Raw genomic sequence first — 12,971 nt, 5'->3', positions numbered from 1 at the left:
CAAACGGCTTGTTTGCCAGAATAATTGGCAAAATCAGTGCGCTAACCGTTTCTCAATATATGAATTACATTAATGGCAAGCCCATCGGTAGAATTAAATACGCACTAAATTAATTCCGCCAACGGGTCATAATTATAATTTAAACGGCCAAAAAATGATTGTAAACCAAGATCATAATCTCCTGAATTATTAGTTTGAGAAGAAGCATCTCCTAAATTGAGCTCACGTTGTGTATTATTAATAAACCCAGAACGATAGCCAGAATTCCATTTCCATCTAAAATACTCTTCGGAATAACCTGCCATAGCACCAACTGTATGCATACCAAACCTATGATTATATTTTAATAATCCAGTAAGTAAAGATTGAGTATTAGTAGAATTAGTAATTGTAAGATTTGACGCTAAACTCTTAGTCGAACCATCCATGTTTTCCAAAGTGACGTTAGCATTAAAAGCATTTATATCTCCAAATTCAACATTATATCCATAAGTTAGTTGTACGCTAAAGCCATCAAGGAATTTGTATTCGCTCTCAACTTGCCCATTAAAGTTATAACGTTTGTTGTTAGTTGTGCTACCCTCTTTAGCTTCACCATAATAGTTACGTTCACCATTTACTGTCATCCACATACCATCATTAGCTTTTAATGGAAAAATAGGAGCATTAGTAGAATACCAAATGGTACTCCAAAGATCCGTAGGCTGGATCTGTGTGCCCATATTACCAGAAAAACGCGTAGTAAAACGTAAAGTCTTATTTAGAAAGTATGAATCCAAATTCGTACGAAAATCAGTTTTACGATATTTCGTATCTACCAGTATCCCATCTTGATCTAAATAACCTAACATTATAGCATACTGGAAATTATCACTCCCCCCACTTACATTGACACGATGATTCTGCATATTTGCTGTATGATAATAAATATCAAAATAATTATTATTTGGATACATTGGATCTGTACCAGCCTTATATTTTGCAACTACATCATCAGAATATTTATTACTCATACCCATATTTTGACATGCTTCATTATAAAGAGTAACATATTGATAAGAGTTTAGAGTTTTGGGTAATCGAGTAGCTTTTTGTATCCCAAAGTAACCAGTATAAGATACATTGGCTTTTCCTGCAGCACCCTTTTTAGTAGTAATAAGAATAACACCATTTGCAGCACGGTTACCATAAATTGAAGCTGATGCAGCGTCCTTCAAAACAGAAATAGAACTGATCTCACTGGCATCAACATCACTCATATTTCCTGGAAATCCGTCAATTATAACCAAAGGATCACTATTATTTAATGTTCCAACACCACGAATATTAATTACTGCACCATCAGATCCCGGCTGGCCGGATTTTTGTAACGCATAAACACCAGAAGCAGTTCCTTCAAGTAAAGTTGTTGAATTTGTAATAGGTCGATCCCCCATATCTTTAATAGAAATACTCGAAACAGACCCTGTTAAATCTGCTTTCTTTTGAGTCCCATATCCAACGACCACAACTTCATTTAAAGATCTAGAATTTTCTACCAAGACAATACTCTTACTCACTCCTGCACGAAAATCAGCACTTTTATAACCAATATAGGATATCTCCAAATCACTTCCTTCTGGAACAGCCAAAGAATAACGACCATCTAAATCTGTAACAGTTCCATTACTCGTTCCTCTTTCCATGACAGTTGCTCCAATAACAGGTTCACCCTTCTCGTCAGTTACCCGACCAGAAGCCTTAATAGTGGATTTCTGCTGTTGAACATCCTCTCTCCTCGGTTGTGTAGATCCCGGCATTCGATGCCTCACAATAATTGACTTTCCTTGAATTTCATAGGTCGCGTTCTGTCCTTGTAAAATTTGTCTTACTGCCTCATTTATAGATTGGGCATTGACGGTAACCTTTTTCTTTGTATCCAAATCTGCCCTTTCATAAACAAAGGAATATCCTGTTTTCTGTTTAAGTTCTATTATCGCCTTGCGAACTGTAATATTTTGGAACCTTAGATTTAGATTCTGAGAAAAGGCTCCTATACTAATCGACAAGGTAGCTAATAATAATAACACTTTGTGTTTGTAATTCATAATAAATTAAAATTAAAAAATTAATATTTAAATTATTTACAGTATCAGAAAGGGTATGAGAAAAATGTTATCTTTGCATTATTCTCAAGCCATTCCATCATCCATAGAATGTTTAGAGATACCGAATGGGAAGATCTGCAACATCTTCTCATTCCTATTTTTGTCTCCTTTATTCAATAATCATCTTTTTCTTTTTTCATGGTTTTAATCATTTAAATAATTAATATAGATACTATCAGTATATTGTCACCTGATTCCCTTGTATACGGTATCTGAACTTTCCAGTTGAGGACAAGGCCCTCAAGACTTCATTCAGACTTTGATCATGCCTCAAGAAATCACCGTAAAAATGACATCTCATCACGGCAGGATTCATAACATTTATCTTAACATTATAGCTCCGCTCCAAGGTCTGGATCAGATATTGCATCGACTGTCCATCAAATATAAGTTGGCCTGTGGTCCACTGACTATTCGCAACTGCATCACAATTTTTAAGTTTGACAATGCCACTAGCCTTGGCAATCACTGCCTTCTGGTTAGGCTGCAGATAATATACGGTCTTTATGTTCCGTAAGTCCTGGAACGACACTTTACCTTCTGTCAAAGTTATCTCGGCTTCCGCATCAGAGGAATAATTCCGGACATTAAACTGAGTACCCAGATCATGAATCAGCAAGTTGCCTGAGCTGATGCTGAAAGGCAACTTCTGATTCCTCTTTACCTCAAAATAGCCTTCACCGACTAACCGGACTTTCCTGTCTGTAATCCCATAACCTTGGGAATAAATTATCTTTGAATTGGAATTCAACCAGACACTCGTTCCATCCGGTAAATTTATCTTGCTCAGTCCTCCTCTCGGAGATTCTATCACAACTTCAGCAAATTGTGCAGTCATCTTATTTCTGCCATAGAAAAAGGCAGCAGATACGAGTACCCCTAAAATCACCAGCCCTGCCGCATATTTCATCCATCGCTTGAATTGATGGGACTTGGCGTGAGAAACTGCAGCTACACGCTTACGGAACAACTCAAATGCCTTTTCCTTATCGTATTTAGACTGTAAACGCCTATCCTCCACAGAAAACCAAATTTCCTGCTCATCATAGAACTGTTTTTGATGCTCGGGAGAGAGGGCTATCCAATCTTCCAATTCTTTCCGGCCAGTCGAGTCCAAGTCATTTTCAAAAAGGCGGATCATCAAGTCTTCTATATGATCGTTTGGATTTTCCATTGATATTTATACTTGCAAGACGATTAAAATAGATATAGGGGTAGGTGTAACTCTTCTTTTTTTCAAAAAAAATAATATAGGATAAAAGATAATACCAAAATAAGGTATTTTTGCAGGTCTTTCTTCAAAAAAGCCAAAGCATATCGTAAGTGATATTTCACAGTATTGATACTAATGCCCAATTGGTCAGCGATTTCCTGATTATGTTTTCCCTCAAAGCGACTTAATCTGAAAACTTGCCGGCATTGTGGCGGTAGCCGGTCGACCGACAGATTAATTTGCTTCTCCAGTTCCTTTTCCAGCAATCTTCCTAAAGGATAATCTTGATTTTCCAAATAACAAGTGGAGAAATTAGGCGGAATATCCTCTGAAGATTTTATTTCATGGAGATGGTATTGCGATTTCAGGTAATCCCTACAACGGTTTCTGACGCAACTGACCAGATAACTGCGAATAGTGGTCTCGATATGCAAGTCGGATCTGATTTCCCAGAGATGGAAGATCACATCACTGACTATCGTTTCGGATAGGTAATCATCATGTACATATTGACAGGCGATATGACATAAGACCAGGTAATGATGATCATACAGATATTTGTATGCCTTTTCATTACCCAGTCTTAATTGTTCGATGATAAGAGATTCAATTCTATCCATTTCCAAATGTTCCGAGAAACAATAGAGGACTCTTAAAAGAACCCAACGCTATCATTTCTTTTTTACCTGAACCACTTTGGTTGGTTTCATTTTCTCATTACGCCGGTTTGTAACGGTAACGACAGCTTGAGCGAACGTAATGAAGGCACGGCCTGTGATGGAATCCACATTCAGGGCAGCCGGTTTTCCTTCATCACCACTGTCACAAATACTTTGGACGATAGGAATCTGAGCGAGAAGGGGTACACCCATCTCCTCTGCCAGGTGCTTACACCCTTCTTTGCCAAAGATATAATACTTATTCTGCGGGAGTTCTGCAGGCGTGAACCAAGCCATATTCTCCACCAGTCCGAGAATAGGCACATTGACTTTATCATTGCGATACATGTCTATACCTTTTCTGGCATCAGCCAAAGCTACTTTTTGCGGTGTGCTGACGATCACAGCCCCTGTAATAGCAAGTGACTGCAGGAGGGTCAAGTGAATATCACTGGTCCCAGGAGGCGTGTCGAGGATGAAATAATCCAGATCCCCCCAATCTGCATCGCGGATCAACTGAGTCAGCGCATTTGATGCCATCATTCCCCGCCACAACGTAGCAGTATCCGGATTGACAAAGAATCCGATGGAAAGGATTTTGATGCCATACTTATCGACAGGCTCTATCAAATCACGGCCGTCTTTCTTAACTCCATAAGGCCGAGCATCTTCAAGTCCCAGCATCTTGGGGATAGAGGGACCGAAAATATCGCAATCCAATATTCCTACTTTATATCCAAGTTGGGATAGTGCGATAGCCAGATTTACGGCTACTGTCGACTTGCCTACTCCACCCTTTCCCGAACTTACGGCAATGATATTCTTCACATCCGGCAAGAATTTCCCCGGATCGGGAGCTTTCTTCGACAGAAACTGTGTCGTGATGGTCACTTGTACCTCCGGGGATATGGCATAGTGTATGGCCGCTTCCGCAGCCTTGACCGTCGATTTCAAAAACGGGTCAGTTTCCCTCGGGAAAATCAGTGAAAAGGACACCGTCATGCCGTCAATTCGAATATTATCAGCCACCATATCACTCTCCAAAAGATTTTTCTTCGTTCCTGGATAGACCACAGTGGCTAAAGCGTCTTTAATTAATTTCGGATATAAATTCATATTATTAAATTTCTTTCGTTTGAATAACTTCTTGAACATTTTGAATGTATTGACTACATCTGTCACATTAGGACTGAGAATTCAGAAAACCAGCCTTGCACATTCATGCTAAAATCCCAGGTCCTATAGCTATGACCCATCATAAGATTTCTGAAAGCCCTGGAACTTCGGTGCCGTAAAAGACGATACCCACGCCCTGATACCCTATCAACCAGTTTTCTCTTTATGCAAATTTATCAATAAAAGGTGTAAAATACAAATAAAAACTAAAATATTTCTGAAACCGTCTGAATTTGTCTACCTTTGTGAAGAATTAGAAAAAGACATTTGGAAATTATTGATGAAAATTAAATATATTCTTTCGATACTAATCACCTCTTCTTTGTCCTGCACTTGCATGAAAGCCCAAGACGTTGTTTGGTTTAATGGCAGTCAGGCAGTAAGTTATAACCTTCAGAAAAAAGTCTCACCGGTCGTTCAGACAGCAGTAGATCTGTTCAGCCAAGACATGAAGTCTGTAACTGGACGACGGGCAGAGCGAAAAGACAACTCGACCATAGAAATCTACCAACTAGACAAAGCTTCCAATAAAGAATTCAAGAACCTGGGCGAAGACCTCGTCCCGATCAAGAAATTTATTACCCGAAAAGAAAGTTTCTATATCGGCAACCGGCGGAAGAAAATCATTATTGTCGGCAGTGACGGCATAGGTACGGCCTATGGTATTCTGGAGTTATCTCAGATGGCAGGTGTATCCCCGTGGGCAGATCTTTCAGACATTGTCCCGACGAGACAGAAATACCTGATTATGAAATCAGGATTCCAGACCATTCAATCACCGGCTGTTGCCAGACGCGGCATCATGGTCCTGCCAAAAGAGGAAACTGCTTCTGACAACAACGATTATGAAAATATCCTCAAATTGCTTCTCCGTCTGAAAGGTGATCTGGTCGTGACAAATGACGGTGGACGACATTCTTTCAACAGTAAGTCCTTCCACAGTTTGGCAGCCAAATACGGTATTTCCGTAGAAGATGAATTCAACATCAAGAATCCTTCCATCCTCCCGCTCGCCTATGTGCAGGATAGAGACCACCCTCTGGACATCACAAAGAAACAACCCGGTTATGTATTGGAATTTCTCAAGCAGATTCAAGACCGAAAGACATGGATTGCAGCCATTCATATGCCCTATGCTGCCAGTTATAATCTCGATCTTTTCTTCAATATGGCATGGAATCCCACTTACACCAACGCTAATCGCCTGACCGACAATTATCAGCAATGGTTGTCTCTACAATTCGGCAGCACTCTTGGTGCCAAACTTCTGCCGCTAATGACCGAATATTATCGGCTTACAGGAATCTGCAAACCGGAATTTCTGGATAAAGCAGATTTCAATACAGGTGAATTCGGAAACGAACTGGACCGATATATCGCAACTTGGGAGGATTTGGCCAAACGCTTGGAACATGAGGATTATCTGGTCCCGCAGGAAAAGCAAGAAGCCTATTTCGCGAATATCAAATATCCGATACTCGTCTCTGCCTACACCACGAAAATGAATCTGGAAGCTCAAGACGCCAGGCATATCGCTCGCCCAGGACTGTTCTTCCAAGATACGGAAGCGCTGGAGGCAGCAGCCAACAGTTTAGAAGCCTATCAACAAATCCAGAAACTGAACAAGGAGTACCCAGACTTTCCGACTGTCAGCGCACCTGATCTCCCGGGAAAACTGACCGACAAGCAAGTTCTGCAATACCATACTGAACGGAATGAAGACCTGCAACCTCTGGCAGCAGAACTGGACCAAGTCGTAGCGTTGAATGCCAATTCCTATACGAATGCAACGTACGGTACGACGATCATCCCTCTGTTAGGGCATAGCAATGAAGCAGTAGAAGTACCACAAAACGGTGAGTTGACTTTTAATTTCAGAAACGATAATATCTCCGATGATTCCGGGGTGATCAGAATAGCCACCATTCCCGGCAAGGACTATTCCTATTCCGTCAATATCGATGGGAATACACTCAAATATGTGACGACCACTACCACCCTCGCTGATCAACTCAGAGGACAGACCGTTACCACAATACCGGTCTACCTTCCCTCGGGTGAGCATACGCTCAGATTAAAAGCCTTGTCTTCAAATGTTGTCTTCGACCAATGGATGTATGACGATGATGAAGACCGGATATTCTATGTTTTCCCTGTAACTTATTAAAGGACAAAAAGGGAGGTCACTTACTGTAATCCAGGGTGCTCCGCTTGTCACGCCTATAACTCCGGTAATCATCCAAGGGAATCTCTACATCAGGCTCCTGGATGATTCCTTTATGGGGCAGTTGGAATTTCATATACTTAATAGGTATACCCCGCTCGATCCACATCTTCTCATAATAAGTTTGTATCCCGAGTATTTTCTGAGTTGCATCGTCAAGTCCCTTTTCATGATAAAGATCTTGAGTTGCAAAGGGCACATCGAACCGGTTGGCGCGCACCAACTCCCGGGTATAGGTGAAAAGAAAATTCGAGTCTGTTTTCAGATGGATAAGACCTCCATCCATTAAGAAATTCCGGTAACGGTTCAGGAAATAAGAACTTGTCAGTCGCTTACGGGCGTTCTTCATCTGAGGGTCACTGAAAGTCAACCATATCTCCTGTACTTCATCCTGATCAAAGAAGCGGTCAATCATTTCGATGTTCGTCCTTAAGAAAGCGACATTTTCCAATCCATCCTCAAGTGCTTTCCGGGCGCCCGTCCACATCCGTGCACCTTTGATATCGACCCCGATGAAATTGACCTGCGGGAAAAGCCGGCCTAATTCGACCGTATATTCACCCTTACCGCAACCCAGTTCCAATATGATAGGGCGCGTATTGTGAAAATACATCTCTCTCCAATGCCCCTTCATTTCAAACGGGACCTTTTCCAAAACTGAATAAGGATACTGGAAGACATTCCTGAATGTCTCCATCTCTGCAAATTTCGCTAATTTTCCTTTTCCCATTGTATAGAATGTTCTCTTTGCAAAGGTAGAGATTTTAACCGGATCATACAAAAAATGCCTACCAAAAGATTTGGCAGGCACAAATATACAACATTAAGCTATTGACGTACGTTCGGCGAATACACCTCAGTATACCGTCAATGAATCAGAATCATTCCCTTCATCATCAACTTTCGTAGAACTCACGTATTCAAAATAGAGGTCAGTCTATCACGACGAATGTCCAGTGATGCTTATCAGGAATCGTACCATACTGTATACCACGGAGGGTATCATACAATTTGGTAGAGACCGGTCCCGGTTTCTCTCCATAGTTATAGCGCTTTCCCGTTTCCAGATCATCTATATATGAAATAGGTGAAATGACGGCAGCCGTACCACATGCTCCAGCCTCATCAAACGTAGCCAACTCCTCCTCAGGGATTTTCCGGCGTTCGACGGTCATTCCCATATCTTCAGCTAACTGGCACAGGCTCTTATTGGTAATGGAAGGCAGAATACTGGTACTCTTCGGTGTTACATAGGTATTATTCTTAATACCGAAGAAATTGGCAGCACCACATTCATCCATGTATTTCTTTTCCTTGGCATCCAGATAGAACTCACAGGCATAACCCTTCTGATGGGCAATACTGTTAGCTTTCAAGGAAGCAGCATAATTGCCGCCGACTTTATAGATACCGGTCCCCAGAGGTGCAGATCGGTCATATTCACGGATAATGACATACGGATTAGTAGAAAATCCACCCTTAAAATAAGGTCCAACAGGTGTGACCAGAATCAGAAACACATATTCTGTTGAAGGATGCACTCCTATCTGAGGAGTCAAACCAAGCAATAAAGGACGGACATATAGCGTGGCCCCACTCTCATAAGGAGGGACGTATTCCTGATTCAGACGCACGACCTTTCTCACCATCTCCTCAAAAAGTTCCGTCGGGACCTCAGGCATCATAATGCCTCTACAAGTACTTTGCAGACGGGCTGCGTTCTCATCCATTCTAAAGACACGGACTTTGCCATCAGGACAACGGTAAGCCTTCAATCCTTCAAAAGCCTCCTGACCATAGTGCAGACATGTTGCTGCAATATGAATTTTAATGTCTTCATCGGAGCAAACCTCTATTTCTCCCCATTTCCCGTTGCGATAATAGCAGCGAACATTGTAGTCGGTTGGAAGATAACCAAACGACAAGTTAGCCCAATCTAAATCTTTCATAATCACACTGATTTAAACGTTCTATGTTATAGTTTATTGCAAAAGTACGAAAATCTTTAATAATTTGCAACTATTTAGAAAAGAATCCATAAAATTTCCCCGGAATATACAGATTGTAACAGGTCTGTTTTTGCCAATAACCCGTTATGAATCAGGAGGAGAACGATTGATTCTTCATCTCACAAAGAGCAACTGCCGTCTGCTCTGTTTCTAAACTCACGGATAAGTTTTGAGATCCAGCTATCAGTCTTCATCCAGGATCTGATGGATATCTTTATCAGTCTTGGTCAATTTGTCCTTACACAACTTAATGAGTTTTCTAGCCTTTTCAAGTTGGTCTGTCAGCGAATCGATATCCAATTCATCATTTTCCATCTTATTGACGATTTCCTCCAACTGGCGGACTGCCTCTTCATACTTTATAGTCGTTTCTTTTTTTGCCATGATAAAATCTGTAATTTAAAAACCGAATTAGAAAAACAAGAAACCCAAGTTCATTTTACGATAGACTTGACGACACCTTTGGACAACCTCGTCTCCAGTTCGTCCCCACTCTTCAGACCTGCCGCATCCCGGACACTTTTCCCATGATAGAGGGTAATACTGTATCCGCGTCGAAGAAGTTGTTGAGGGTCTGCCGAACTTATTCTTTGGTCAAGGAGTTGAAGCCGGTGCTGCTCCCTTTCTATTTTCCGCAAGAGGATCTCAGGCAGGCGTTGGGCACAGTTATCGACACGCTGCTTCTCCCTATCGGATAATTGTCTTGAAGCCGTCAAAAGGCGCAGGCGGAAACGGTCCAACCGACTTTCCTGTTTGGTTTTGACCACCAAGAACAAGGAAGGAATCTGTTCTGACAATCGGTTGAGCCTCAACTTCTCCATCTGCAACTGGCGCTGGACCAGATCCGTTATTCTTTCACTCGCTTCCTCTATCCTGTTATAGGTCTCTTGCAGATGATCGACCAGAAAATCTGCTGCCGCCGTAGGTGTCTTTACCCGGGCATAAGAGACGATGTCCAGAACACTTTCGTCCCTATCGTGTCCGATCCCTGTGATGACAGGCAAAGGGAAATTGGCTACATTTTCTGCCAACTCCAAAGTATCAAAACCTGAGAGGTCACTTGTTGCACCGCCACCACGAATGATGACCACGGCATCAAAAGCATCCTGGCGCACGAATATGGCATTCAAAGCCTGAATGATACTCTTTTCCACGCCTTCGCCCTGCATGGTAGCCTGAAACAACTCTGTTTCAAACCAGAAGCCAAAGGCATTATCTGACAGTTGGTGACAGAAATCGCCATAGCCCGCAGCACCACCGCTGGAAATGACCGCTATACGCTGTGCAAAAAGAGACAACTGCAATTCCTTCTGAAGTTCCAGCACCCCTTCCTCCTTCAGTTGCCGGATGATCTCCTGGCGCTTCCTTGCCATATCCCCAAGCGTATAATCAGGGTCAATGTCTTCCACTATCCACGAGAAACCATAATTTTCATGAAACTGCGCCTTGACTTGCAAGAGCACTTTCATCCCGGCATGCAGAGTTTGTCCTGTGATCCGCTCAAAAGCCGGTCCAAGCAACAACCATGTAGAGCGCCAGCATTTTGCAGCAGCGCGGGCGATAGGTGTATTCGAGGCCTTATCTTTTTGGATCAGTTCCATATAGCAATTATGGCTGACCTCCCTGACCTGGGACAATTCAGCCTGCACCCAGTAAGAATCCCGCATCTTCAAGTCTATGAGATCCCGGACCAGACAATTGAGTTCATATAATGTCAAAGGTTTCTGCATTGTTTCGTTTTTAGATGTCAGGAGAAAAAGGCCAGTTTGTGTCTTCTGTGAGTTTCTCCATTGGTTTGAAGATTCATTGAGGTTTTCCCTTACCCAGTTGGTAAGCTTTCCAGAAGTCCGGTACCCCATAGCCGAAGACATTGTCAGGATGAGTATAGCGGTCCGAACTCCTCTTGACCAAGTCTATGATTTGCAAAGCCGTTTTACCCGGCAGAGCCTGCCAGAGACACGCCACCATGCCAGCTATAAGCGGAGAAGCGAAAGACGTCCCCATATCATTGAGAATTGCCCCATGTCCTGTAACGACCTCCGTAGGACTCCCGAAAGCCATCACGTCAGGTTTGATTCTCCCGTCGGCCGTAGGTCCTATCGAACTGAAAGGGGCATTGACACCACTAGGGTTAATTGCACCTACTGTAAGGATATCACGGGCATCAGCCGGGAAACTGATTCTCTTCCAAGTGCCCATACCGTCGTTCCCGGCGCTATTGACCAAGATAATCCCTTTACCTGCAAGCATAGAAGCCGTACGTGAGATGAGGGCCGTTTCCCCATCCTGATCAGCATACCTGTAGTTCTGGGTAGAATCATCAAAATCATGATACCCCAAAGAGCCGTTGATGACATCTACACCGACAGAATCTGCATATTCAGCTGCCTGAGCCCAATAATCCTCCTCAGCCTGACTTTCAGTCTGAGAATCCTCTGAACGAAGCAGGAGATAAGAAGCTTCTGGAGCCGTACCTATATAATAATGGGGGATGTTTACGGCCATAGCGGAAAGGACCATCGTACCGTGCTCTATTTCCTTAAAAAGATTCTGGGACCTCGGAATCACGAAGTCTGCCATCCCTACGATATGGATATTGCTAAAAGCAGGGATCTTATCCACATTCATATATCCTCCGTCAATGACACCGATCAACTCACTTTTTCCGCGGAAACCGGCATGATGGAGTTGAATGCCTTTCAGATTTTCCACCTGTGACTGTGTCGCCCCGTATTCATCTTTTGTATCGGTCTCCCAACTGTTGAATTCTTTCTGGAATCCTGAGCGGAGTCGAATCGTGAGAGAATCCGGGGAGGTGAAGACTTTCTTCTCTTTCCGTATAAACGGCAGATTGCTGATCAACTTCAGGGTTTTCTGGGAATGTACTCGAATCAGAACTGTATTGTTCCATTTGCTCTTCCCGACGACCTCTATGCCACACCCGTGAAGTGCAGCTAGATAAACCGGAGAAACGGGAAGATCCGTACTGTCTACAGTAAGATGCTGCCTGGCACGGCGCTCTAAAGACCGTTTTGAAAGATAGACTTCAGGATGAGTCAGTGAATAAGAAGAATGGCATTTATCTGTCAGATAAAGGCGATAAAGATATGTCTTGCCCCCGGGATAGCCTACCTTGGACAGTCTAAGAGGACTCGCCATTAAATGAAAAAAGGCAAAATCCAATAATAAGAGCAAAAACAGATATCTTTTCATGATCCTCGAAATGATTGCTTAGTGGAGTACAAAAATAGCATAAATACTGCAAATCACCAAAATAATACACTCTTTTTAATGCTGGTATAACTTAAAAAGAGGAAGTTGAAGTCCATTTCGAAAACTAACTCCTTTTCCAGTGGTTTTCATGATTTGAAAACAAGATGATTCAAATAAACGGTCAAACTTATTCCATAGTACTTTTTCCACTCAAAATCAATGGGATATCCTTTAAATTCATGGCCTTAATCAATCCGTTTCACAAAAATTTAGTACCTTTGCACACGTATGATAAAAACAGATGGATAACAAGAGTGTAAAGGTCTACCT

At 42.3% G+C, this 12,971-nt stretch carries 10 protein-coding genes and 1 pseudogene; 2 read left to right on the top strand and 9 right to left on the bottom strand.

Features of this window, described 5'->3' with window-relative positions:
* Positions 1-113, top strand: a pseudogene (locus NG821_RS09530) (IS982 family transposase); the annotation flags it as partial.
* Here the strand turns inward: NG821_RS09530 and NG821_RS09525 are convergent.
* From NG821_RS09525 to NG821_RS09510, 4 genes are all read right to left on the bottom strand, one after another.
* A complete protein-coding gene (locus NG821_RS09525; RefSeq protein ID WP_252761432.1) occupies positions 105-2,087 on the bottom strand; it encodes a SusC/RagA family TonB-linked outer membrane protein in 1,983 nt (660 codons plus the stop codon). The pseudogene NG821_RS09530 and the gene NG821_RS09525 overlap by 9 nt on opposite strands.
* Before the next feature lie 235 nt (positions 2,088-2,322).
* On the bottom strand, positions 2,323-3,321 hold the full coding sequence (locus NG821_RS09520) for a FecR domain-containing protein (protein WP_252761431.1): 999 nt from the start codon (positions 3,319-3,321) through the stop codon (positions 2,323-2,325).
* Positions 3,322-3,383: 62 nt separating this feature from the next.
* Positions 3,384-3,980, bottom strand: a complete 597-nt coding sequence (locus NG821_RS09515; RefSeq protein WP_252761430.1) for an RNA polymerase sigma-70 factor — start codon at positions 3,978-3,980, stop codon at positions 3,384-3,386.
* Between the two features lie 51 nt (positions 3,981-4,031).
* Positions 4,032-5,135 carry an Mrp/NBP35 family ATP-binding protein gene (locus NG821_RS09510; protein ID WP_252761429.1) on the bottom strand — a complete coding sequence of 368 codons (1,104 nt, stop codon included), beginning with the start codon at positions 5,133-5,135 and terminating at the stop codon, positions 4,032-4,034.
* Between the two features lie 397 nt (positions 5,136-5,532).
* Between NG821_RS09510 and NG821_RS09505 the strand changes: the two genes are divergently transcribed.
* Positions 5,533-7,362 (top strand): glycosyl hydrolase 115 family protein, encoded by a 1,830-nt coding sequence (locus NG821_RS09505; RefSeq protein WP_252761428.1) that lies wholly within the window; start codon positions 5,533-5,535, stop codon positions 7,360-7,362.
* Between the two features lie 16 nt (positions 7,363-7,378).
* Here NG821_RS09505 and trmB read toward each other — a convergent pair whose 3' ends face one another.
* The 5 genes from trmB to NG821_RS09480 all read right to left on the bottom strand — a co-directional run bounded on the left by trmB (position 7,379) and on the right by NG821_RS09480 (position 12,641).
* Positions 7,379-8,149, bottom strand: a complete 771-nt coding sequence (gene trmB, locus NG821_RS09500) for a tRNA (guanosine(46)-N7)-methyltransferase TrmB (protein WP_252761427.1) — start codon at positions 8,147-8,149, stop codon at positions 7,379-7,381.
* 202 nt (positions 8,150-8,351) lie between these two features.
* Positions 8,352-9,368: a branched-chain amino acid aminotransferase gene (locus tag NG821_RS09495; RefSeq protein WP_252761426.1), complete on the bottom strand. Its 1,017-nt coding sequence runs from the start codon at positions 9,366-9,368 to the stop codon at positions 8,352-8,354.
* A gap of 243 nt (positions 9,369-9,611) precedes the next feature.
* A complete protein-coding gene (gene xseB, locus NG821_RS09490) occupies positions 9,612-9,812 on the bottom strand; it encodes an exodeoxyribonuclease VII small subunit (protein WP_252761425.1) in 201 nt (66 codons plus the stop codon).
* Between the two features lie 50 nt (positions 9,813-9,862).
* A complete protein-coding gene (gene xseA, locus NG821_RS09485) occupies positions 9,863-11,158 on the bottom strand; it encodes an exodeoxyribonuclease VII large subunit (protein WP_252761424.1) in 1,296 nt (431 codons plus the stop codon).
* Between the two features lie 73 nt (positions 11,159-11,231).
* Entirely contained in the window at positions 11,232-12,641 is a 1,410-nt protein-coding gene (locus NG821_RS09480) for a S8 family peptidase (protein ID WP_252761423.1), read from the bottom strand.
* Positions 12,642-12,971 lie beyond the last annotated feature (330 nt).

The organism is Segatella cerevisiae, assembly GCF_024054555.1.
In the GTDB taxonomy this organism is placed as follows: Bacteria; Bacteroidota; Bacteroidia; order Bacteroidales; family Bacteroidaceae; genus Prevotella; species Prevotella cerevisiae.
The sequence above is the reverse complement of the archived record's forward strand: the minus strand, read 5'-3'. Positions and strand labels throughout refer to the sequence as shown.

Excerpts from the sequence above, each read along its gene's own strand:
- NG821_RS09480 (WP_252761423.1), bottom strand. The coding sequence starts at position 12,641 with ATGAAAAGATATCTGTTTTTGCTCTTATTATTGGATTTTGCCTTTTTT.
- trmB (WP_252761427.1), bottom strand. The coding sequence starts at position 8,149 with ATGGGAAAAGGAAAATTAGCGAAATTTGCAGAGATGGAGACATTCAGG.
- NG821_RS09525 (WP_252761432.1), bottom strand. The coding sequence starts at position 2,087 with ATGAATTACAAACACAAAGTGTTATTATTATTAGCTACCTTGTCGATT.
- xseA (WP_252761424.1), bottom strand. The coding sequence starts at position 11,158 with ATGCAGAAACCTTTGACATTATATGAACTCAATTGTCTGGTCCGGGAT.
- NG821_RS09495 (WP_252761426.1), bottom strand. The coding sequence starts at position 9,368 with ATGAAAGATTTAGATTGGGCTAACTTGTCGTTTGGTTATCTTCCAACC.
- NG821_RS09505 (WP_252761428.1), top strand. The coding sequence starts at position 5,533 with ATGAAAGCCCAAGACGTTGTTTGGTTTAATGGCAGTCAGGCAGTAAGT.
- NG821_RS09510 (WP_252761429.1), bottom strand. The coding sequence starts at position 5,135 with ATGAATTTATATCCGAAATTAATTAAAGACGCTTTAGCCACTGTGGTC.
- NG821_RS09520 (WP_252761431.1), bottom strand. The coding sequence starts at position 3,321 with ATGGAAAATCCAAACGATCATATAGAAGACTTGATGATCCGCCTTTTT.
- xseB (WP_252761425.1), bottom strand. The coding sequence starts at position 9,812 with ATGGCAAAAAAAGAAACGACTATAAAGTATGAAGAGGCAGTCCGCCAG.
- NG821_RS09515 (WP_252761430.1), bottom strand. The coding sequence starts at position 3,980 with ATGGATAGAATTGAATCTCTTATCATCGAACAATTAAGACTGGGTAAT.